The organism is Paenibacillus sp. 7516 (assembly GCF_002272715.1).
GTDB lineage: Bacteria > Bacillota > Bacilli > Paenibacillales > Paenibacillaceae > Paenibacillus > Paenibacillus illinoisensis_A.
Genome location: NZ_NPBI01000045.1, coordinates 26,305 through 49,309 on the forward strand (window position 1 = coordinate 26,305; position 23,005 = coordinate 49,309).

General features: G+C 48.7%; 22 protein-coding genes and 2 other annotated features. All 22 genes read left to right on the plus strand.

The window, feature by feature from the left end; genetic code table 11:
• Nucleotides 1-19 precede the first annotated feature (19 nt).
• The 22 genes from hemB to rpmA all read left to right on the plus strand — a co-directional run bounded on the left by hemB (nucleotide 20) and on the right by rpmA (nucleotide 22,997).
• Nucleotides 20-1,021 carry a porphobilinogen synthase gene (gene hemB / locus CHI14_RS28060; RefSeq protein WP_095293302.1) on the plus strand — a complete coding sequence of 334 codons (1,002 nt, stop codon included), beginning with the start codon at nucleotides 20-22 and terminating at the stop codon, nucleotides 1,019-1,021.
• A 148-nt stretch (nucleotides 1,022-1,169) separates the two neighbouring features.
• Nucleotides 1,170-2,474 carry a glutamate-1-semialdehyde 2,1-aminomutase gene (hemL, locus tag CHI14_RS28065; protein ID WP_095293303.1) on the plus strand — a complete coding sequence of 435 codons (1,305 nt, stop codon included), beginning with the start codon at nucleotides 1,170-1,172 and terminating at the stop codon, nucleotides 2,472-2,474.
• Nucleotides 2,471-3,376, plus strand: coding sequence for an RluA family pseudouridine synthase (locus CHI14_RS28070; RefSeq protein WP_095293304.1), 906 nt, complete (start codon nucleotides 2,471-2,473; stop codon nucleotides 3,374-3,376). Before hemL ends, CHI14_RS28070 begins: the two co-directional genes overlap by 4 nt.
• Before the next feature lie 138 nt (nucleotides 3,377-3,514).
• The gene (locus CHI14_RS28075; protein WP_095293305.1) at nucleotides 3,515-5,053 is read left to right on the plus strand and encodes a LysM peptidoglycan-binding domain-containing protein; all 1,539 of its coding nucleotides are present in this window, start codon (nucleotides 3,515-3,517) and stop codon (nucleotides 5,051-5,053) included.
• A 160-nt stretch (nucleotides 5,054-5,213) separates the two neighbouring features.
• Nucleotides 5,214-5,502: a binding site (T-box leader), on the plus strand.
• A gap of 58 nt (nucleotides 5,503-5,560) precedes the next feature.
• Entirely contained in the window at nucleotides 5,561-8,227 is a 2,667-nt protein-coding gene (locus tag CHI14_RS28080) for a valine--tRNA ligase (RefSeq protein ID WP_095293306.1), read from the plus strand.
• A gap of 78 nt (nucleotides 8,228-8,305) precedes the next feature.
• Nucleotides 8,306-9,682 carry a bifunctional folylpolyglutamate synthase/dihydrofolate synthase gene (locus CHI14_RS28085; protein WP_095293332.1) on the plus strand — a complete coding sequence of 459 codons (1,377 nt, stop codon included), beginning with the start codon at nucleotides 8,306-8,308 and terminating at the stop codon, nucleotides 9,680-9,682.
• Between the two features lie 56 nt (nucleotides 9,683-9,738).
• A complete protein-coding gene (gene murC / locus CHI14_RS28090) occupies nucleotides 9,739-11,058 on the plus strand; it encodes a UDP-N-acetylmuramate--L-alanine ligase (protein WP_249281269.1) in 1,320 nt (439 codons plus the stop codon).
• 133 nt (nucleotides 11,059-11,191) lie between these two features.
• Nucleotides 11,192-12,364 carry an SPOR domain-containing protein gene (locus CHI14_RS28095; protein WP_212677033.1) on the plus strand — a complete coding sequence of 391 codons (1,173 nt, stop codon included), beginning with the start codon at nucleotides 11,192-11,194 and terminating at the stop codon, nucleotides 12,362-12,364.
• Between the two features lie 144 nt (nucleotides 12,365-12,508).
• Nucleotides 12,509-12,751, plus strand: a complete 243-nt coding sequence (locus tag CHI14_RS28100) for a DUF4321 domain-containing protein (RefSeq protein ID WP_095293309.1) — start codon at nucleotides 12,509-12,511, stop codon at nucleotides 12,749-12,751.
• Nucleotides 12,752-12,842: 91 nt separating this feature from the next.
• The gene (locus CHI14_RS28105; RefSeq protein ID WP_095293310.1) at nucleotides 12,843-13,454 is read left to right on the plus strand and encodes a Maf family protein; all 612 of its coding nucleotides are present in this window, start codon (nucleotides 12,843-12,845) and stop codon (nucleotides 13,452-13,454) included.
• A 35-nt stretch (nucleotides 13,455-13,489) separates the two neighbouring features.
• On the plus strand, nucleotides 13,490-14,179 hold the full coding sequence (gene radC, locus CHI14_RS28110; RefSeq protein ID WP_095293311.1) for a RadC family protein: 690 nt from the start codon (nucleotides 13,490-13,492) through the stop codon (nucleotides 14,177-14,179).
• A 185-nt stretch (nucleotides 14,180-14,364) separates the two neighbouring features.
• On the plus strand, nucleotides 14,365-15,399 hold the full coding sequence (locus CHI14_RS28115) for a rod shape-determining protein (RefSeq protein WP_095293312.1): 1,035 nt from the start codon (nucleotides 14,365-14,367) through the stop codon (nucleotides 15,397-15,399).
• Nucleotides 15,400-15,583: 184 nt separating this feature from the next.
• Complete coding sequence (gene mreC / locus CHI14_RS28120) at nucleotides 15,584-16,459, plus strand: rod shape-determining protein MreC (protein WP_095293313.1); 876 nt, start codon at nucleotides 15,584-15,586, stop codon at nucleotides 16,457-16,459.
• Nucleotides 16,459-16,992, plus strand: a complete 534-nt coding sequence (gene mreD / locus CHI14_RS28125; protein ID WP_095293314.1) for a rod shape-determining protein MreD — start codon at nucleotides 16,459-16,461, stop codon at nucleotides 16,990-16,992. The genes mreC and mreD overlap by 1 nt, the downstream gene beginning before the upstream one ends.
• Nucleotides 16,993-17,066: 74 nt before the next feature.
• Nucleotides 17,067-17,729, plus strand: coding sequence for a septum site-determining protein MinC (gene minC, locus CHI14_RS28130; protein ID WP_095293315.1), 663 nt, complete (start codon nucleotides 17,067-17,069; stop codon nucleotides 17,727-17,729).
• 3 nt (nucleotides 17,730-17,732) lie between these two features.
• On the plus strand, nucleotides 17,733-18,527 hold the full coding sequence (minD, locus tag CHI14_RS28135; RefSeq protein WP_024633965.1) for a septum site-determining protein MinD: 795 nt from the start codon (nucleotides 17,733-17,735) through the stop codon (nucleotides 18,525-18,527).
• A 237-nt stretch (nucleotides 18,528-18,764) separates the two neighbouring features.
• Nucleotides 18,765-19,643 (plus strand): M23 family metallopeptidase, encoded by an 879-nt coding sequence (locus CHI14_RS28140; RefSeq protein WP_170948303.1) that lies wholly within the window; start codon nucleotides 18,765-18,767, stop codon nucleotides 19,641-19,643.
• Nucleotides 19,636-20,496, plus strand: a complete 861-nt coding sequence (locus CHI14_RS28145; protein WP_095293317.1) for a M50 family metallopeptidase — start codon at nucleotides 19,636-19,638, stop codon at nucleotides 20,494-20,496. The genes CHI14_RS28140 and CHI14_RS28145 overlap by 8 nt, the downstream gene beginning before the upstream one ends.
• A 105-nt stretch (nucleotides 20,497-20,601) precedes the next feature.
• Entirely contained in the window at nucleotides 20,602-21,852 is a 1,251-nt protein-coding gene (locus CHI14_RS28150) for an Rne/Rng family ribonuclease (RefSeq protein ID WP_095293318.1), read from the plus strand.
• A 56-nt stretch (nucleotides 21,853-21,908) separates the two neighbouring features.
• Nucleotides 21,909-21,993: a sequence feature (ribosomal protein L21 leader region), on the plus strand.
• A 14-nt stretch (nucleotides 21,994-22,007) separates the two neighbouring features.
• Entirely contained in the window at nucleotides 22,008-22,319 is a 312-nt protein-coding gene (gene rplU / locus CHI14_RS28155; RefSeq protein ID WP_095293319.1) for a 50S ribosomal protein L21, read from the plus strand.
• A 13-nt stretch (nucleotides 22,320-22,332) separates the two neighbouring features.
• Nucleotides 22,333-22,662, plus strand: coding sequence for a ribosomal-processing cysteine protease Prp (locus tag CHI14_RS28160; RefSeq protein WP_095293320.1), 330 nt, complete (start codon nucleotides 22,333-22,335; stop codon nucleotides 22,660-22,662).
• Nucleotides 22,663-22,685: 23 nt separating this feature from the next.
• Entirely contained in the window at nucleotides 22,686-22,997 is a 312-nt protein-coding gene (rpmA, locus tag CHI14_RS28165) for a 50S ribosomal protein L27 (protein ID WP_095293321.1), read from the plus strand.
• Nucleotides 22,998-23,005: the final 8 nt, after the last annotated feature.

A 23,005-nucleotide genomic window follows, 5' to 3' on the forward strand; every position in this document is an offset into this window, starting at 1 on the left:
TAAGAGAGGATGTTTCTATATGAGTTTTCCAATTGTACGACACCGTCGCTTACGTCAATCCGCAGGCATCCGCAATATGGTCAGAGAGACTCATCTGACCGTGGATGATTTTATCCAGCCCATCTATGTAACTTACGGTGAAAACGTAAAATCCGAGATCAAATCTATGCCAGGCGTATTCCGTTTTTCTCTTGACCGTCTGCAGGAAGAGGTAAAAGAGATTGCCGATCTGGGGATTCCGGCCGTATTGTTGTTCGGTATTCCTGAGACAAAGGATAGTATTGGTTCTTCTGGTTTCGCTGAAGATGGTATTGTGCAGGAAGCAACGAAATTGATTAAGTCCTGGTATCCCGACCTGCTGGTTGTGGCAGATACCTGCTTGTGTGAATTCACGGATCACGGGCACTGCGGCATGGTGCATACCGTGGAAGTTGACGGACATATCTGCGGAGATGTTCTGAATGATGAATCACTGGATCTGCTTGTGAAAACAGCTGTATCCCAAGCCAAAGCAGGCGCGGATATTATTGCCCCATCCAATATGATGGATGGATTCGTCCAAGCCATTCGGGCAGGACTGGATGAGAATGGATTCAGCCATATTCCAATCATGTCCTACTCCGTTAAATATGCATCTGCTTTTTATGGTCCCTTCCGTGAAGCAGCGGATTCCACCCCACAGTTTGGAGATCGCAAATCATATCAGATGGACCCGGCCAATGCCCGCGAGGCACTGCGCGAAGCTGAAACGGATGTACTTGAAGGAGCAGACATGCTGATGGTGAAACCGTCACTCTCCTATCTGGACGTGATGCGTACAATCAAGGATCAATTTGACCTCCCGCTTGTGGCTTATAATGTAAGTGGTGAGTATGCCATGGTGAAGGCTGCAGCAATGCAGGGTTGGATTGATGAGAAAAAGGTCGCGATGGAAATTCTGCTCAGCATGAAACGCGCGGGTGCGGATATGATCATTACGTATTACGGAAAAGATGCCTCCCGCTGGTTGGCTGAGAAGTAATAGTTCTTTGTAATTACACGTTTGCTAAGAGAGTCGTTATAAAATGATCAACATATAGCAAGGCCCTGCACGACCCGGTTATGTCGCTTGTATAGATCAGTTTACTGTTCATATAAGGAGCGGGGCCTTCATATTAAGGAGGATGTTCATGACTGCACAATCAGGAAAAAGACGAAACGATGAGCGCTCACGCAGCGCATTCGAGGAAGCCAAGCAGTACATACCTGGAGGCGTAAACAGCCCCGTTCGGGCATTCAAATCCGTAGGACTTACCCCGATCTATGCAGAACGCGGAGAAGGGTCCAAAATTTACGATATTGATGGCAATGTATTTATTGATTATGTGGGCTCATGGGGACCGCTTATCATGGGACATGCCCATCCTGATGTCGTTGAAGCACTGCGTGAAACAGCTCTGAAAGGAACGAGCTTTGGTGCTCCAACGCTGCTGGAGACCGAGATGGCTAAGCTTGTTTGCGAACGCGTACCATCCATCGATATTGTGCGGATGGTCAACTCGGGTACGGAAGCAACCATGAGTGCCATCAGATTGGCTCGCGGTGTAACGGGCCGCAGCAAAATTTTGAAGTTTGAAGGTTCATATCACGGACATGCGGACAGCTTGCTGATCAAAGCGGGCTCCGGTGTCGCTACCCTTGGATTGCCAGACAGTCCTGGAGTTCCTGAAGGTGTCGCTACTAATACGATCACAGTGCCTTACAATGATCTGGAATCGGTTAGCCTTGCCTTTGAACGTTTTGGTGAGGAACTGGCTGCTGTCATTGTCGAGCCTGTGGCTGGGAATATGGGCGTTGTACCTCCAGCAGCGGGCTTTCTTGAAGGCCTGCGCAGCCTGACGAGCCAGTACGGCAGCCTGCTCATCTTTGACGAAGTCATGACCGGTTTCCGTGTAGGCTTGAACTGTGCACAGGGGCGGTATGGTGTTACGCCCGATCTGACATGTCTCGGTAAAGTTATCGGCGGCGGCCTTCCGGTCGGAGCATATGGCGGTCGACGGGATCTGATGGAGCAGATCGCTCCAACCGGTCCGATCTATCAAGCGGGAACACTCAGTGGTAACCCACTGGCTATGGCAGCAGGCTATACCACCCTCAAACTGTTGACACCGGAAGTCTATGATCGTTTGGAGACGTTGTCGGCTCGTTTGCAGGCTGGCTTCGAAAAGAATGCAGCAGAGGCGGGTATTGCAGTAACCATTAACCGCGTTGGTTCCATGGTATGTCCGTTCTTCAGCAGTGTACCTGTTACCAATTATGATATAGCCAAAGGAAGCAATTTGGATCAGTTTGTTCGCTACTTTGCAGCAATGATTGATGAGGGTGTAAGCGTGGCACCTTCCCAATTTGAGGGCATGTTCGTCTCTGGTGTGCATACAGAGCAGGATATTGACGATACGATTGAAGCAAACCGCAAGGCTCTACAATCTCTATGACGATCAAAAGTTGGAAGCGTCGTGGGGAATGGCTAGAGCTGATGCCAGGCAAAGTGGTAACAGGCAGTCCAGACAGACAGCTTGCGGCAGAGCAATGGCTGCTCACTGAACTTTCGTTTCCAGAAAAGCTGCTTCGTCAGCTCAAGGCAAATCACGGAATTCAACTCGCAGGGGACCGGCTTCGGCTGGCCCTTTTTGCATCTCAGCCCATTGATGTTGAACCCCGCTGGGCAGAGATTGAGGTGCTGTACGAGGATGATTTTAGTCTGGTTGTACATAAACCCGCGGGTATGAAGCTGCATCCGGATGGAACTCGTGCCGATCATGCCATTACGCTAGATCACGCTGTCGCCTCTTATTATGAGATCAACGGTATCGTCACCAGCGTGCGCCATGTGCATCGCCTCGATGAAGATACAACAGGCCCCGTTCTCTATGCCAAGAATGCTTTTGCTCTGGCAAAATTGGATGAGGCAATGCGTCGCAAAGAAATTGGGCGTCAGTATGTAGCCATTGCGGAAGGGCAGGTTTCTCCGGAATGCAGCAAAATTGATGCGCCCATCGGTAAGGACAGGCATCACAAGCAGCGCAGACGCGTTTCCGAGAGTGGGCAGGAAGCAGTAACACATGTAGAGATTGTGGAAGTGTGGGAGCGCGCTACACTTGTGCGTTTAATACTGGATACTGGACGTACGCATCAGATCAGAGTGCATCTGAGTTATGCCGGACACCCGCTTGTTGGCGATCAGCTGTATGGAGGAAGGTCAGATTCTATTGGACGCCAGGCACTTCATGGTGAAGTGTTAACGTTTAATCATCCGCTCACGGGAGCGCTGATTGAAGTTCAAGATCCGTGGCCTTCTGATTTTGAACAGCTAGTCCAGCGGGAACGAACAACCTAATAAAAAGGCAAGCTTTGAACAAAGGTGGCATGCTCATCTCATCGATGGCATATAGATGGGGTAACGAAGGATTTGGACCATGGATCAGTCCCATGAGAAGGATCATGGTGAACATATGCCGAAAGGAGGACGCCACCTTTGTTGAATCAACCTTATGGTTTGCGGTTCGATATTTATGAGCGCGTTCATTTGTCCGAGGGAGTCCCTGCCATTGAGGAACTGGAGGAAATTGAGTTATACCCGCGTATTCAAGTCATCGGTCAGGATGATCATGCAACGTTGCGAGGCCATCTTTTGCTTACAGGTGCGTATCGGGGAGAGAACGAGATCTCGGAGGAACTGAAACATTTTATTCCGGTTGAGATCACGGTTCCCCTGAATCGGGTGAGATCAATTGAGGATATCTCGATTGAGATTGAAAACTTTGATGTGGATTTGTTATCCAGCCGAAGCTTGAATATTACAGGTGTGCTGTCACTGCGTGGCATTGAGGGCTTTCCTGTTGAAGAGCCGCAGGCCTGGTCAGCGGAAGAGTTTACTGTGGTACACTACCCTGATCCGCAGCAGGTTAACCGCGCCCCGGAGGCAGAGGATGCAGATGCTGGGTTGAACACCTTTGCTCAGGAATATCTGCTGCAGCGCAGTGAAGAGGAAGGTCTGCCTATAACGGCCGAGTCTCTATACACATCAGAAATTCCTGAGAATCCGCAGCAAGCCGCTGAAGAAAACATCCGTTATGAGGAAAATGCGCAGCCGGAAGAACAGTTAACCCCTGCACCGCAACAGATCTATGCTGATACGCTCGAGAATCAAGATGAAGAAGAATATCAGAAAAGACCTGCTGAAGATAACGCTCCTTCATTAATCACCCAAGAAGATGAAGCAGCTGATAATCAAGTGCCTGCCTCACCCTCACCCGTCTCGTCTTTCATGGCGGAGACTGCAGACCGGCTGGCTTCTTATCCGGAGTCTGAGCCATTGCTACCTCTGACTGAGGAATCACCATCTGTCTGGGCGGAGCCTTCCGTGGAGACCTTACATACAAACACGGAGCTGAACCAACAACCATCAGAAAACGTGGCTGTTTCGAATGTTTGGAACTTCGAATCTTCCAGGTCAGGTTCACCGCAGGAAGATCAGACGGAGGCTGAGAAGCCAGCAGAGAATTGGCAGGATGTGTTTGCAGCGTCTGAACTGGAATCTGCCGAAGGGGAACGACCTTCTGCACCGGAAGCAGTGGAAGCAGATGAATCTTCAGAGCCAGTTTCGTTCATTCCTGAACCTGTGGCTGAGACAGAAGACAAGCCAGAGCTCAAAGTCGCGTTTGGCAGCAAGAGGGAGTCTTCACCAAGACAGGAAGAAGGGGTGGGGATCTCGTCCCTGTTATCTTCGGGTAGGTCAGTGCGGGATACAGAAACGGATCGGGAGGACGAGTCGGTCGCTGGCTCCGTACAGGAAGAAGCCTACCAGGCAGATGATGTTCAGTGGAAGAACCTGTTCTTGGGCACGATTGTGGATCAGACACCATTCCGCAAAGTTAAACTGTGCATCGTCCAGCGGGAAGAGACGTTGGATAGCATTGCTGACCGCTACCAATTGAGCACCCGGGAGCTCCAATTATACAATCGTTTATCAGAACAAGTCGTTGAAGAAGGGCAGATTCTATACATCCCCTGACCTCTGACTTGTAAAATAACGTCCATACCAACCCGCAATCCAGTAAGGATTGCGGGTTTTTGCTGCTTTTAGGCTTAATACGCAGGGCTGCCGCCCGTTTACGCTGTTGTCAGGTTGACTATCGGGCACGGTCAGGGTATGATGTGTTTAGGTTTTTTAAAGAACAACGTCGAATGGGAGTAGTAGACAGCAAGGCCTTTCAGAGAGCGGGATTGCAGCGCTGAGAAATTCCGCAGGAACCTACTGATCGAAGTCGCCCGGGAGTTGCCTGTTTGAATACGAGGAACGATGAAGCATGTCATTGTGATTTGTTTGTTCCTGAAGTAGGATGGGCCGGTAGCAGCCGTTATCTGCTTGAAGTGTCACGATAGCCTCAGAAAGGCATGCTGTTTCTTTCTGTCTGCGTGAAACAAAGGTGGTACCGCGAAAGCTAACCTTTCGTCCTTTGATGGATGAAAGGTTTTTTTGTTTTTTGGCGATGATGATTAAGTAACGGAGGAATGACACATGTCTGAAGAAAAAAAATCAGCGGCAACAGAAATGCCGACTACGTATGATCCGAAAGCTGCGGAGCAGAAATGGTACTCTACCTGGACAGAACGTGGATATTTCAAGGCTGGTCAGCGCAAGGATGCTGAACCATTTACTATTGTAATTCCACCCCCGAACGTAACCGGTATGCTTCATATCGGGCATGCACTGGATTTCACACTCCAGGATATCCTGATCCGCACCAAACGGATGCAAGGATATGACGCTTTGTGGCTCCCAGGTTCCGACCATGCAGGTATTGCGACACAAACCAAAGTAGAGCAAAAGCTGCGTGAAGAAGGCTTGACCCGCTATGATCTTGGACGCGAGAAGTTCCTGGATAAAGTCTGGGATTGGAAAGACCAGTACGCGACAACGATCCGCCAGCAGTGGGGTAAAATGGGACTCTCCCTGGATTATTCACGTGAACGCTTCACGCTCGATGAAGGGCTTTCCCAAGCGGTGCGCAAAGTGTTTGTTCAACTATATGAAAAAGGCCTGATTTACAGAGGCAAACGCATTATTAACTGGGATCCGGTGAACCGTACCGCATTGTCTGACATTGAGGTTGAGTACAAAGAGGTTCAGGGACACCTGTACCATCTGAAATACCCACTTAAGGACGGTAGCGGTTATGTTACAGTGGCAACGACTCGTCCGGAGACGATGCTTGGTGATACTGCGGTTGCTGTTCATCCAAAAGATGAACGTTATACAGACATGATTGGCAAAACGCTGATCCTGCCGATCATCGGCCGGGAGATTCCGGTTATTGCAGATGATTATGTAGATAAGGAATTCGGAAGCGGTGCTGTAAAAATTACGCCTGCACATGATCCGAATGACTTCGAAGTGGGTCTTCGCCACGATCTGCCTCAGATCACAGTCATGGATGAGACAGGTACCATGAATGCGGAAGCAGGCAAATATCAGGGTATGGATCGCAGTGACTGCCGCAAGCAGATCGTTGCAGATTTGCAGGAACTGGGTGTATTGATCAACATCGAGGATCACACACACCAGGTTGGACACAGCGAACGGACGGGAGCTGTGGTTGAGCCTTATTTGTCCACACAATGGTTTGTTGAGATGAAGCCTCTCGCCGAAAGAGCCATCCAAAAACAGAAAAATGGGGAAGGCGTAAACTTCGTTCCGGATCGTTTTGAGAAAACGTATCTGAACTGGATCGAAAATGTTCGTGACTGGTGTATCTCACGTCAGTTGTGGTGGGGACATCGTATTCCGGCCTGGTACGACGATGAGACTGGTGAAATTATTGTATCGGCTGAAGATCCAACAACACTGCCAGAGTACGCTGGTCGTAAGCTGAGACAGGATGAAGATGTTCTGGATACGTGGTTCAGTTCGGCATTGTGGCCTTTCTCCACACTCGGCTGGCCTGAAGATACAGAAGATCTGAAACGTTACTATCCGACAAGTGTACTTGTAACCGGATATGACATCATTTATTTCTGGGTTTCACGGATGATCTTCACAGCTCTGGAGTTCACGGATGAAATTCCATTCAAAGATGTTCTGATGCATGGTCTGGTTCGTGATGCGGATGGCCGCAAAATGTCCAAATCACTCGGTAATGGTGTGGATCCGCTGGATGTTATTGAGAAATACGGTGCAGACGCGATGCGTTATATGATCTCCACCAGCAGCACGCCTGGCCAGGATCTTCGTTTCCGCTGGGAGCGGGTAGAACAGGCACGTAACTTTGCTAACAAAATCTGGAATGCATCACGTTTCGCACTGATGAATCTGGAAGGCTTTACTTACGAAGATCGCGACATCAGCGGAGAGCTTGGAACAGCCGATTATTGGATTTTGCACCGTCTGAACGAAACTTCCCGCGATATTACGCGTCTAATCGAAGCATACGAATTTGGGGAAACAGGACGATTGCTGTACAACTTTATCTGGGATGACCTCTGCGACTGGTATATTGAATTTTCCAAGTTGTCCTTCTACGGTGAAGATCCGGTTGCCAAGAAAAAAACACAATCGGTACTCGCTTATGTCCTGGACCACACCATGCGCCTGATTCACCCGTTTATGCCTTACATCTCGGAAGAGATCTGGCAGCATCTGCCTCATGAAGGCGAGACGATTACACTTGCATCTTGGCCAGTGTATGATCCTGCGCTGGAGAATCCGGAAGCCGTTGCCGAGATGAACCTGCTCATGGATACCATTCGTGCCGTACGTAACATTCGTGCAGAAGTAAACGTGCCGATGAGCAAGAAGATTGAATTGATGGTAAAAGCGAACAGCGCTGAGACATTCAGCATTATCGAACGCAATAGCCATTACATTCAACGATTCTGCAATACATCCGAGTTCGACAGCGGACTTGATCTGAGTTCACCGGATAAGGCCATGAGTGCTGTAATTACGGGAGCTGAGCTTTACCTGCCGCTGGCTGGACTGATTGATATTGAGCAGGAAGTGGCTCGCCTGGAGAAAGAGCTGCAGAACCTTGAAGGCGAAGTACTCCGTGTAGAGAAAAAGCTGGCGAATGAAGGCTTCGTAGCCAAGGCACCAGCCAAGGTTATTGAGGAAGAGCGCGCCAAACAAGCGGATTATTCGGATAAACGGGATAAAGTCATCGCCCGGATCAAGGAACTGAAAGGTTAATGTTTCTGGGTCGGATGGAGAGCAACCATGCCATCCGGCCGCTTTTTTCAATCAAACTCGGGACCGAAGGTGAAACATATGACGGAACTTAATGGCACGGGCGTAGATGCCCCTCTGCATACCTATGACGAGGCTGTGGATTGGATCAATGGCCTTATTCCTTTTGGCATCAGACCCGGATTGGAACGAATCACGGAGCTCATGTCATTGCTCGGTAATCCTCATCAGCGTCTCAAATTTATTCATGTCGCGGGAACGAACGGAAAAGGTTCGACTTGCGCTTTTTTGACGTCGGTGCTGCTTCAGGCGGGGTACGATGTAGGAACGTTTACGTCTCCGTATATTACGAAATTCACGAATCGTTTTCAATACAACGGCGAGGATATTCCGGAAGAGACTCTGCTGAAGTTGGCGAATCGACTCCATCCGCTGGTCACAGATATGGCTTCTACTGTTCTTGGATCCCCTACCATGTTCGAAGTGTCTACAGCCCTGGCGCTCTTGTACTATGCAGAAGAGTGTTATCCGGATGTAGTAGTATGGGAGACTGGACTGGGGGGAAGGATGGACGTAACGAATATCGTTACACCCGTGGTTTCGGTCATTACGAATATCGGTATGGATCATACGGATGTCCTGGGTGATACCATTGAAGCGATCGCGGGAGAAAAAGCAGGCATTATTAAACCAGGCGTACCTGTTGTCACCTGTGTTACGCAGCCAGAGGCTGTTAAGGTGATTCAGGAAAAGGCCCAGCAAGTCCGATCAACTGTGTATTTGTCTGGAGAACAATTTTCTTACCATAGACTCCATAGTGATGAGAATGGTCAATCCTTTCATTTTGCAGGACCATTCCGCGAGCTGGATGCTCGCATTCGAATGCAGGGCATTTATCAGATGGATAATGCTGCGGGTGCTCTTATGGTGCTTGAATTGCTCAGACAGTACATGGCATTCATTCTGGATGACAGAGATATTGCCCTTGGATTGGAGAATGCCTTCTGGGCTGGCCGATTCGAGAAGGTCGTTCACGAACCCCGAATTGTACTGGATGGTGCGCATAATCCGGAAGGGGCAGAGTCACTGGCCAAGAGCATTGTCGACGTATATCCTCACAACAAGTTAAATTTGATGATGGGCATGCTGGCGAATAAGCATCACGAAGCGTATTTGCAGCATATACTGCCACTAGTGGATACGCTGATCCTGACCGAGCCAGATTTCCGACGCAAAATGGATGCAGCCGAGTTGCTGCAAATCGTCGAGCGGTTACGTCCCGCCATTGCGAAAGAGAATCTGGAAATCATCGTCGAGCCCGATTGGGCGAAGGCACTTGATCTATTGAAGTCACGGACGGAAGCGGAAGATCTGGGGGTGGTGTCCGGCACACTGTATCTCATTGCAGATGTGAGGGCAGCCCTTTTGCATCAAACCGATTCTGAAAAAGGTTGGTGAAAGTTTTGTTAAATACATCAGAACACGTTCATTTTATAGGGATTGGCGGATATGGCATGAGTGCCATCGCACGAGTTATGCTGGAGATGGGATACACCGTTACCGGATCGGACGTCGCTTCACAGGAGTTGACTGAGAAGCTGGCGGCCAAGGGAGCGAAAATATATATCGGACATACGGCAGAACACGTAAATGGAGCAGATCTTGTGGTCTACTCCACAGCAGCTCCGGCGGATAATGTGGAGCGAGTGGCAGCCGAGCAGCTTAATATTCCGATTCTTCACCGTGCGCAGATGCTGGCGCGCCTGCTCAATGAGCGCAAAGGTGTTGCGGTTGCAGGTGCCCACGGCAAAACGACGACTTCCTCAATGATTGCACTTGTCATGGACAAATGCGATACAGACCCGACGTATATCATTGGCGGAGAAATCATGAATTTGGGAACCAATGCCAAGGCGGGCCAGGGCGACTGGGTCGTGGCTGAAGCAGATGAGAGTGATGGATCGTTTTTGCAATATCATCCATGGCTAGGTATTGTGACCAATATCGAAGCAGACCATTTGGAGAATTACAACAGCGACTTCGAGGAGCTCAAAAAAGCGTATGTACAGTTCTTGAGTCAAATTCGTCCGGAAGGAACAGCCATTGTCTGTGCGGATGATGAGAACGTTCAAAGCATTTTACCTGAGCTGAAATCCCGAATCACGACATACGGCATTGATCAGAAGGCCGATTATATGGCATCGGATATCGTACTGGGTGACCGCAGGATATCCTTCACCATGAGCCATCAGGGTAACGCACTGGGAACGGTAGAGCTCTCTGTTCCAGGCAAACATAATGTTTACAACGCCATGGCTACGGTCATTACCTGTCTGGAAGCAGGCATTCCGTTTGAGCAAATCACGGCAGCCATTATTCAGTTCCATGGTGCCAAACGCAGATTCCAGGTGCTGGGTGAAGCACGGGATATTCTGGTCATCGATGATTATGCACATCATCCGACTGAAATTGAGGCAACCATCAGTGCAGCGAAAGCAACAGGGAAACGTATTATCGCGGTGTTCCAACCACAGAGATATACGCGTACCTTCTTCCTGCTGGATGCGTTTAGTCGTGCTTTTGCGGAAGCAGATGAGGTACTTATTACCGACATCTATTCTCCGGCTGGAGAAAAACAGATTGAAGGTGTTCACTCCGCTAAGCTGGTTGAACTGATTGTTCAAAACAGTAATGCTGCTGCTCGTTATTTGCCTACCAAGGAAGAAGTGGTAGCCGATTTGCAGAATCGTCTGCAGCCAGGAGATCTTGTCCTCACGATGGGAGCAGGGGATATCTGGAAGGTTGGCGATACACTGGCCAAAGGGCTGAAATAGTCCACTTTATGACCCGCTTGTCTTCGTAAAGAAGCAGGCGGGTTTTTGAATTTCTAGGAATCTTTCATTGTCTCTAGGCATATAGCTGATATAAATGGGACAAAGGAGAGGGTACGGGGTGAGCAATGCTAGAATGACGTTTCGTTTCGGGGAGAACGAGTCGGACAAGCCGAATCATAAGGATGAGAAGGTGATTGGAACCTTTCCATCCTTATCTGATGAGATATCGCACAGTGCTCCGCGGATCGATGTCGCGCCTTCATGGACACCGGAGGATATCCCTGGAGATTGGGGAGAGACCACCCTGACCGGGACAAGTATACTGGAGCCGGATCAGAGAAAGGACCGGAATCTGGATCCTGTACAGTCGCAGTATGTTTATTCGGATCATACAGTGTATCCTGACGAAAATGAGAAAGAGCTTCCTGAAGACAGCGATTATGCGGGTCATGACTGGATGGCGGATCGTGATCATTACTCCTACAAGCGAAATCGCCCTCCGAGGGGCTGGAAGATGATTGGTTCGGTTACGGGAGCACTGGTCACCGGTGCCCTGTTCGGTATGGTTATTCTCTCTTTTTTTAATCGGGAAGGAACAGGTCCGGACGAACTTCCCCAAACCAATCAACCAGTATCGAGTGTGACAGGAGTGCAGGGTGCTTCCGGGACGGACCAACAAGCACAGTCAGCACTTAGCGGAGGCAGTTACTATGCGCTTCAGTACGGTGTTTTTAGTTCGCCTGAACGTGCTGAACAGGCCAAGCTTGAACTGTCACAGGCTGGAATCGCTGCAGGAACGGATCCGGACGATGGGAATCGGGTGTATGCGGGCATCTCTTCCGACCGTGAGGAAGCCAAACTGCTGAGCTCCCGTCTTAAGGCGGAGGGTGTGGAATTGTATGTCAAAGAGATCGCATATCCTGCAGTGGACTCTGCAGCTCTCGGTATGAATGAGGAAGATGTTCAGCTCTTCTTCAGCAGCAGCAATGCATTGGTGGAACAACTATCCACATTGTCCATCGGGCAGCTTGGTCAAGCAAATCCAGAGCCTGTAGCCTCGGAAACGATGACTGCATTACAGAATCAGCACGAGGCCTGGATAACAGGTGTGGGTAAACTCTCGGCAGGTCTCGGACAAGAAGCAGCGCCGATCGTTTCAGCCATGGAAAAATCGATGAACAGTGCTATTACGGCAGTTGCCGAGTATAACAAAAATCCCTCCGATGTACACATGTGGGCGGTACAAGCGGATCTGATGGATTATGTTCTGCAGCAGAAAAAATGGCTTGAAGGGATCAAGCAATAAGTTTTCCTTCCCCTAACACAGCCCCGAAATCCCTGTCCGGCAAGGAACTGGAAATAGTTCCCCTTGCCGGATTTGTGTTTGTATTGACGTACAAAACCCCGTATAATAATGTGGGTGTCAAAAAATGGCGAGGGAAGATAACCGATGAAAAAAAACTTCGGCATGTTAATACTGTTTCTTCTGCTCGGCTGGATGGCCGGAGCGTGGATCGCCAAGGCACTGCAGCCAGTCAAGGCTGTAGCTATTCTAACCAAAGCCACGACCATACGTTGGTCACCGCAGGCTGATCTGGATATTATCAGTTATGACATTTCATTTCAATTTCAAATGAGCCTCCTCAGTTTGATTGGTATTATTGCAGCTGTATGGCTGTATCGCAGACTGTAGGAGAATGACGATTTTTGACGACGAAACTAAGCGAATGACATCTACTATGGTGATGCGACAGATGTCGCCGTAGCATAAGGAGCCGTTTATTTTGAATAAATCACAATCGCGCCCTATTATTCTGGCCTCCACTTCGCCGCGGCGCAAGGAGCTGATCGCTTCACTTCAACTAGCTTTCAAAGTAATACCAAGTCACGCGGATGAAGACACGCCGCCGGAATGGACTCCTGAGCAGACGGTTCAGGAGCTCGCCATGCGCAAAGCAATGGCTGTCTATCGTGGGCTTGGAGGTCAGGAACAGGAAGCCATTATTGTAGGCAGTGACACTGTCGTTGTGCTGGATGGAGACATTCTGGGCAAACCTGTGGATCAACAGGATGCTGAACGTATGCTCGCCAGACTTCAGGGACGTACACATCGTGTATTCACTGGTGTTGCTTGTATTGATGCTGGAGATGGAAAGTCCGTTGTGCACTATCGGCAGACGGAAGTAACGATGAAGGAGCTGTCCGAGGCAACGATCAGGGCGTATGTTCAGACAGGCGAGCCTATGGACAAAGCAGGGTCGTATGCAATTCAAGGAATTGGCGCTTCACTGGTAGACCGCATTGAAGGATGTTACTTTAATGTCGTGGGCTTGCCTCTTTCCTTGCTCAGCGACATGTTGGATGGATTCGGAGTTCATGTGCTGCCGCGAGCCTGATTGTGGGAAATGATTGCTGTGAAAAGAGGGAATATATGGAGTCGCCTCAGTACATGATGCGCGACATCCCCCATGAAGAACGCCCGAGAGAACGCATGATGGAATATGGGGCGGGCGCCTTAAGCCATGCAGAACTGCTGGCTATTTTACTTCGGACCGGTACGAGGCAGGAATCGGCAGTGCACATGGCACAGCGCATCCTCACTGAAGCAGGTGGCATCCGTTCACTAATGGATATGAGTCTGAACGAATTGACTGCCATGAAAGGAATAGGTATGGCCAAGGCTGTTCAGCTCAAGGCTGGTATTGAACTTGGTCACCGGATTGCGAAGAGCAGACGGGTGCAGTCTCCTTCAATCCGCACACCTCGTGACGCAGCTGATATTTTACTCGAGCAGCTGCGTTACTTACAGAAGGAACACTTTGTTTGCCTTTTCCTGAATAGCAAAAATCATATTATTGCCCAGGAAACACTCTCCATGGGTAGCCTCAATGCTTCAATTGTACATCCACGTGAAGTGTTTCGAGCTGCCATCAAATGCAGCAGTGCCTCGATCGTATGCGCACACAATCATCCGAGCGGTGATCCTACGCCTAGTCCTGAGGATATTCAAATAACCAAGAGACTGATCGAAGCAGGTTCAATCGTGGGCATAGATGTGCTGGACCACATCATTATCGGCGATGGAACATACGTAAGTTTGAAGGAGAAGGGCTTAGTATAATATAATGGTTGGCGTTGATGTTTTCCTATGAATATTGACGGCGTTGTCCGTAGAAGATAGGTTCACTTTACAGATGCAATACATTTTAATGAATGATAAACCCTGCTGGATTGCAGAGGAAATGAAAATGAAACGCTCTGAACGTTAATAGGGCGGCAATATGAGGCAGAAAAGGAGATTACGTCATGTTTGGTGGTTTTACGAAAGATTTGGGTATTGATTTGGGGACAGCGAATACGCTGGTTTATGTACGTGGAAAAGGTATTGTGGTGCGGGAGCCTTCGGTGGTTGCTCTGCGGACAGATACCAAGAGCATTGAGGCTGTTGGGGAATCTGCCAAAAAAATGATCGGACGTACTCCTGGTAACATTCGTGCGATTCGTCCAATGAAGGACGGCGTTATTGCCGATTTTGATACGACGGCAACGATGATCAAATATTTTATTCGCCAGGCGCAAAAACAGCGCTCAATGTTCCAGCGTCACCCGAACGTTATGGTATGCGTACCATCCGGTATTACAGCGGTAGAACAACGTGCGGTTGAAGATGCAACAAAACAGGCTGGCGCGCGTGAAGCATATACGATTGAAGAGCCATTCGCAGCAGCCATTGGTGCAGATCTTCCGGTATGGGAGCCAACAGGCAGCATGGTTGTGGACATCGGTGGCGGAACGACAGAAGTGGCGGTCATTTCCCTCGGCGGAATCGTAACAAGCCGTTCCGTTCGTGTAGCTGGTGATGAGATGGACGAATCGATCATCCAGTATATTAAACGTCAGTACAATTTGATGATTGGTGAACGTACTTCTGAGCAATTGAAGATGGAAATCGGTTCAGCTATGCCGCTGGAACAAGTGGAAACGATGGAAATTCGCGGCCGCGATCTCGTAACAGGTCTGCCTAAGACCATCACGATTACATCGGATGAAATCAGCGAAGCTCTAGCAGATACGGTAAATGCTATTGTTGAAGCTGTGAAAGTAACTTTGGAAAAATGTCCTCCTGAGCTTGCGGCAGATATTATGGACCGCGGTATCGTGTTGACCGGCGGTGGCGCGTTGCTCCGCAATCTGGACAAGCTGCTGGCTGGTGAGACAGGTATGCCGGTCATCGTAGCGGAAAATCCACTCGATTGTGTAGCAATCGGAACAGGTAAAGCTCTGGAGAACATCCATTTGTTCAAAAGCAGAAGCAGTTCGGCAGTTCGTTCCAAACGTTAATCCGGCACTGATCGCTTAATGCACGTTTGAGTTAGGCGTCAGTTGCCAACGAAGAGGACCCGACTTCAGTCGGGAGAGCTATTACCCGCATACCCGGGGAGATCAGCGAATATTCTCGAAGGGACTATCAGTCTGCACGTCTCCCCGCCGGGCATAGCTCGGAAGAGAATATGGATGTTAGAGGGTGTTCGAACTGTTTAAGCTGCTGGGCAACAAAAGACTTTTTGTTTTGCTGGTGGGCCTTGTTACATTTATCGCGTTAATGGGCTTTACGCTCGGTCCGCGAACCGCTCTATCCTGGCCGGAAAAATTCCTGAAGGATTCAGTCGGATTTGTACAATACGTATTTTACAAGCCCGCTTCTGCTGTAGCGGGCTTTTTCAAAGATGTGGCGAACATGCGTGCGGTTTATGAAGAGAATGAAAGACTCCGCATTGCGATGGGACACTATACGCGAGACCGCCTGAAGTACAATGAAATAGACAAACGAATTGCCAGACTTGAAAGTCAGTTGAATTTTACCACTGAACAGAGAGAGCGATATAATTACGAAACCCGGATCGCTCAGGTAATCAGTGCTAACTCTGATCCGAATAGCAGGTCCATCAACATTGATATTGGAGAAAATGCGAATATCAAACCAGGGATGGCAGTCACTTCACTTGAAGGCCTTGTGGGAGTAGTCAGTCATGTGAGTGCTTATACAGCAACGGTTAATTTGCTGACTTCGATGGATGCCAATGATCCGAATTCCAATGCCATAGCAGCTACCGCGGTGGGTAAAGAAGATAAGGTATTTGGCATGATTGAGAGTTATGATCCGAAGACAGGCATGCTCAAAATGACCAAAATTTCCGAAGAATCCGATATCAAAAAGGGAGATGAAATTATCTCCTCCGGGATCATCAACAATTTTCCAAAGTATATGCGGATTGGAGAAGTCAAAAAGGTTGAAGTCGGGGAGTATGGTTTGACACGAACTGCCATTATTGAACCTTATGCCAGCTTCCTGGATTGGAAAGAACTGATTGTTATCATCCCGCCTGAGGTGAAAAAATAATGGTGACGCGCAAGCAAGTCTTGTTTCTGTTGCTGTTCATTTTGTTTATCGCCGAAGGAACGATTCTTCCATTGCTTATTCCATCAGCCTGGCAATTGCGAATTTCAGCAAACCTCGTTTACATTGTAATTTTGTTTATCGCTGTATATCATCATCGCCACACTGCTCTGGTGCTCGGCATCTTTTTTGGACTGCTTCATGACGTTGTATTTTATGGAGAGATGATCGGACCTTATGGATTTGCAATGGGGTTATCTGCTTACATGATGGGACTTATATTCCAGGCACCACGTGCACCGCTTCCAGTTATGGTTACAGTCGTCATTTTGGGAAGTCTGCTTAACGACACCATGTTGTTCTTTTTATATAAGCTCTTCCGCCTCAATCACGTGACCTTTGACTGGGCTTTGCTTGAATATATGATTCCCAATCTGTTCATTCATTTCGTGTTTGCTCTGATCATTTATACTCCGCTGCGGAAGCAGCTGGAGCGTATCGGCAAAAGAAAGAGCAAGGTGCAGGAGGCATCCTGATACATTTTATAGAGTGAAAAGCAGGAACTTCGAGGCCCGGGCACGAAATGTAATGAGATGGGAGGGACAGGCTTATGACGGTAAAATCGAATCACGTAACGATTAAAGGCATCCGAGACGGCTTGGTTTTCCTGTTGGACGATCAATGTGAATTCGAGGAATTGCTCTATGAGCTCCGCTATAAGCTGGAACACAGCCATCAAAATATTTTGACCGGACCGATTGTTCATGTGGATATCAAACTGGGCAGCCGCGAAGTGACAGAGGACCAAAAAGAAGCGATATTGGACATATTGAAGCAAAAAGGGAATCTGCTCATTCGCTCCATCGATTCACCAGCCCTTAAACCAGAGGTTAAAGGGCCACCGCCAATTGTTACGATGTGTGGCATGGTGCGTTCAGGTCAAGTGCTTCATCACGAAGGGAATCTCCTGTTTCTTGGGGATATCAATCCGGGGGGCACGGTGACGTGTACCGGAGATATATATGTTTTGGGTTCACTCAGAGGCATGGCTCACGCTGGGATCGGCGGGGACGACGAGTCAATCATTGCCGCATCGGTATTTGCACCGACGCAGCTTCGAATCGCTGATATCATCAGCCGTCCCCCTGACGAATGGGAGAGCCGGGATACCGGGATGGAATTTGCTTATTTACAGGACAATCAGATGCAGATCGACAAGATGAGCAATATCGTTCGGTTGCGCCGAGATTTTAATGTGTTTAAAGGAGTGTAGCTCATGGGAGAGGCGATCGTGATCACTTCGGGTAAAGGCGGCGTTGGTAAAACAACCACCTCAGCAAACATCGGAACAGCGCTGGCGCTGCTCGGAAAAAAAGTTTGTCTGGTAGATACCGATATCGGCCTTCGCAATCTGGATGTCGTGATGGGACTCGAGAACCGGATCATTTATGATCTGTGTGACGTAGCAGACGGGCGTTGCCGTCTGAATCAGGCGTTGGTGAAAGACAAACGCTTCGAAGAATTGTATATGCTGCCTGCAGCGCAAACAAGAGATAAGAACTCTGTATCGCCGGAACAGGTTAAGGACATCATTCTTGAATTGAAAAAAGATTTTGAATATGTCATTATCGATTGTCCTGCCGGAATTGAACAGGGATTCAAAAATGCGGTCGCTGGAGCAGATCAGGCTATCGTGGTAACAACACCGGAGAATGCGGCTGTACGTGATGCGGATCGGGTCATCGGTCTACTTGAAAGTTCGCATATTCAATCACCGAAGCTGGTTGTAAACCGTATTCGGAACAACATGGTCAAATCGGGCGATATGCTTGATATTGATGGTATTCTGCAAGTCCTCAACATTGATCTGATTGGCATTGTGCCAGATGATGAACTTGTCATCAAAGCGGCTAACTCTGGAGAACCTACAGTCATGAATCCAGACTCGCTTGCAGCGATTGCCTATCGGAATATTGCTCGTCGCATTCTGGGAGATACGGTTCCACTGATGCAGTTAGAGCAGAAAAAGGGAGCATTCTCGCGCTTTAAAAAGTTTTTTGGTATGGGTTAAATGGGTTAATACAATCGTTCTTATAGATATAATACTTACCGCCGCGGCCTTTGCAGCCCGGCTTTTTTAATGCCTTCAGCAAATAGAAATCCCTATCATTTTTCTCCACGTTAAACTCCACTCGGCAGGTTGATCTCACCTGGGTGGAGTTATTTTGCTTTGACCCGGAAGCTTGTTCATATTATGAAAGAGCTGTTCATAGGATGTATTAAACAAGCCTCGGCGGGAGGATATTCCATGAATACGAAACTTCGAATCAAGCAGAGAAGAGAAGAACGGATACGGCGGTTGCTGGATGGCGCTGCGATGGAGATTATGCAGGAAGCAAACTCGGGGCCCAGCAAGAAGATTGCCGAGAGCCCAAGACCACCTTCTTCTTTTGATATACAGGATCAGACAAGACATGTTGGATCACTACTGGCAGAACAGGAAAGGGATCCTGAATGGCTGTGGAAAAAAGAGAACGGACATTACGGTTCAGGTGGCCATACACGTTTTAACCTGGTGAAATCGTTGGTGCGTAGAACAGTAGTCAGTACATTGGTTTTTGGTGCCGTATGGGGACTGTTTCAACTCAATGCGTCATGGACATCTTCACCCAAAACGGTAATTGCAGATGCGCTGCATCGGGACATGGACTTTGCGTCGGCAGCGCTGTGGTATGAACGGCACTTCGGCGGAACGCCGTCTTTCCTGCCCGTGCTGGGCCATACTACAGATGCAGTTAATGGTTCGGGGGTCAGATCATTGCTGGGTAAACCGCTCTCCGGGACAATCGTCCAACCATTTGCGCTGAGCATGAAAGGCATAGAGATTGTCCCGGAAGCAGAAGGGACTGGATTTGTGCAGGTGGTCAGTTCGGATGCAGGGCGAGTTCTGCAAGTTCTTGGTGATACAGAGAATGGGATAACCGTAGTCATCCAGCATACAGGCAACTTGACTGCGATATATGGCCGACTGAACGAGAGTGAAGTCGAAGTGAATGACTGGGTGGAGGCCGGAAATGTCGTTGGCAGCCTCAAGTCCACAGGTGGAGAACAACCTGCCACGCTGTACTTTGCTGTAAAAGAGGGCGAAGAGTATGTAGATCCTGCGGAAGTGGTTGCCCTTGATTAGGTTGTGGGGTGTACGCATTTCGCTTCATCCATTTTTCGTCATTATTATGCTGGCTTCCTTGGCTACAGGACATTTCATAGAACTCATCACCCTGTTTGCGATCGTATTTATTCATGAATGTGGACATGCTGCGGCGGCAGCCCTTCTGGGCTGCCGTGTCCTGTCGATTCAGATGCTTCCTTTTGGCGGTGTGGCTGTTATTGAAGACGGGGGCCGGCTTACGGCTGGACGTGAAATCATCATTGCGCTGGCCGGTCCTCTGCAAAACATGTTGATGGTCGGGATCACCATGCTGCTGCAGTATGCCAACCTGGGAGATCCAGTATTCTTGGCATACATTATCCAAGGGAATCTGCTGATTGCCCTGTTTAATCTGCTGCCCGTACTTCCGCTGGATGGCGGTAAAATAGTACAGGCACTCGTCAGTCTGATTGCTCCCTACTATACGACATTAATGTGGACCTATCGGATTAGCATTTTATGTAGTACAGGGGTTATTCTGTTTGCGATCAGCAAATGGATCACTGGAGACTACGGGCTCCCGCTGAATATCTTGCTTATTGGTCTCTTTCTGTTCTACTCCAACGTGACCGATTATCGAAACGTACCTTATCGCTTTATCCGTTTTTTGATGAATCGGGAAGGTGCATTTGCCCATCATGCGGCTACAGGCAGCTTGGCACAGCCGATAATCTCATTTCCGGCGAAACCTTTGGACACTATTCTGCGTCTATTAAAGAGAGAGAAATATCATATGGTATATGTGATGAACAGACAGGGACGAATTATGGCCGTTTTGCCTGAACAGCGAATTATCGGTTCCTATTTCAAGCAGAACACAGACAAACTGTAATCGGTTGGTGAACTCGTCCAGATTTGGGGTAATACATATACATTGAGAATTGCAAAGACACAGAATGGATGTGGATGAATTGAATTGTCTTCTAGAGGTCAAGCCATGAAACAAATGATCGTACATAATGAACACAACCTCATGCAAATGGCGCTTCTGGAAGAAGGCAAAGCTGTGGAATTTACAGCAGAACGTACGCGCGAACGCGGACTGCTTGGTTCGTTTTTCAAAGGACGGGTCGTCAACGTGCTACCGGGTATGCAGGCTGCTTTTGTGGATATAGGTCAGAAAAAAAATGCCTTTCTATATGTGGATGATGTCCTGCACCCTCATTTGGAGAAACAACCCAAGGTGAAACCTTCAATCTCCGAATTGCTTCGTCCAGGTCAGGATGTCATCGTTCAGGTTCTGAAAGAGCCGGTAGGAGGCAAAGGAGCCCGGGTGACGACACATTACTCACTACCGGGCCGATGGCTTGTCTACATGCCGATAGCGGACTACATAGCTGTCTCGAAGAAGATTGCCCGTGAAGGGGACCGCTCCCGTCTTAAGGCATTGGGAGATCAGCTCAGACGTGGGGAGGAAGGGCTGATCATTCGAACCGTATCCGCAGAAGAGCAGCGGGAAGCCATAGAGGCTGACTTGGAATCGTTGCGTGAGCAGTGGCGTTTGATATGCGAAAAAGCAGACAGTTTGCCTTCACCGAGCCTGTTGCATCGGGATCACAGTATGGTTCAGCGAATTATTCGGGATGTGTATACTCCAGGCAGCGATGAGGTTATTACAGACAGTGAAGGACAAGCCCGGGAGGTGAGGGCTTTACTGGAGGAGATCTGTCCGGGTCATCAGCCGAAGGTACAGGTTTATCGGGGCGCAGAGTCCATCTTTGCTGCGTATGGTGTTCAAGAACAGCTCAATAAGGATTTTGCACGCAAAGTATGGCTGCCCGGCGGAGGTTACATCGTCATAGATCATACAGAGGCACTTACCGTGGTGGATGTTAATACAGGCAAATTTACCGGAGGCGGCGGGGATAGTCTGGAAGAAACCGTAACGGAAACCAATATGCAGGCAGCCGTCGAAATTGCACGTTTAATGCGTTTGCGGGACATTGGTGGCATGATCATTGTGGACTTTATCGATATGGAGGAAGCGACCAATCGGCAGGAAGTTGCTGCAGCGCTGGAGGCTGAACTTAAAAAAGATCGAACCAAAGCTTTTGTCATGGGCTGGACCAAGCTCGGTCTGCTTGAACTTACACGTAAAAAAGTCCGGGAAGAAAGTACACTTCCTTATGTGGAGCCCTGTTCTTCTTGTCACGGGACAGGTAAAAGATATATTTCACCATTGCATTGATTTTTACTCGCGATGATGATATAATCATCAGGTATGTGTTTAGCCTATTGGTCTTGCACATGCTGTAACCGCACTGGCCGGGTACAAGAACAGCTCCGCAAGGAGGCTGTCACCTGAGACCGGGCGAGTCTGAGACATGAGGAGGTGCAAGGCAAATGTACGCAATTATTGAAACAGGCGGCAAACAGTACAAAGTCCAAGAGGGCGATGTTCTGTTCATCGAGAAATTGACTGCGAACGATGGCGAAAGCGTAACGTTCGACCGTGTCCTGGCTGTATCTAACGATCAAGGTTTGACAGCAGGTACACCATTGGTTTCCGGAGCTACTGTAACGGCTAAAGTGGAGAAACATGGCAAAGGTCAAAAGGTTGTTGTATACAAATACAAACCGAAAAAGAACTACCATGTGAAGCAAGGTCACCGTCAACCGTACACTAAAGTAACTATCGAGAAAATCCAAGCGTAAGAGGGTGCGATAAGTGATTATCGTTCAGATCTTTCGTAACGATGACGAGAGCATCGATCGCTTTTCCATCAAAGGGCATGCCAATTATGCCAAGCGGGGAGAAGATATCGTATGTGCCGGGGTATCCGCTGTTACAGTGGGTACGGTGAATTCGATCGAAGCATTGACCGGTGTCGAAATGGATGCCAAAATGAAGAATGGCTTTTTAAGCGCTTCTTTGCCAGTGCTGGAGAGAGACGGAACTTGGTCCCAGGTGCAGTTGCTGCTCGAATCTATGGTTCTTATGCTCACTGATATTGCAGAGTCATACGGGAAGTATATTAAGATAGAGCAACTCAAATAAGTAAAGAAGGAGGACAACCAATCATGTTGAAATTAAATCTTCAGTTATTCGCATCGAAAAAAGGTGTAGGTTCCACGAAGAACGGTCGTGACAGTAGAGCGCAACGCCTTGGCGTTAAGCGTGCTGACGGTCAAACAGTAACTGGTGGTAGCATTCTTGTTCGCCAACGCGGAACAAAAATTCACCCAGGTACGAACGTGGGTATCGGTAAAGATGACACTTTGTTTGCGAAAGTGGACGGCGTTGTGAAATTCGAACGTTGGGGACGCGATCGCAAAAAAGTAAGCATCTACCCTGTGGACGTTGCTCCAGTAGCAGCTGCAGTAAAAGCATAATATCGGCA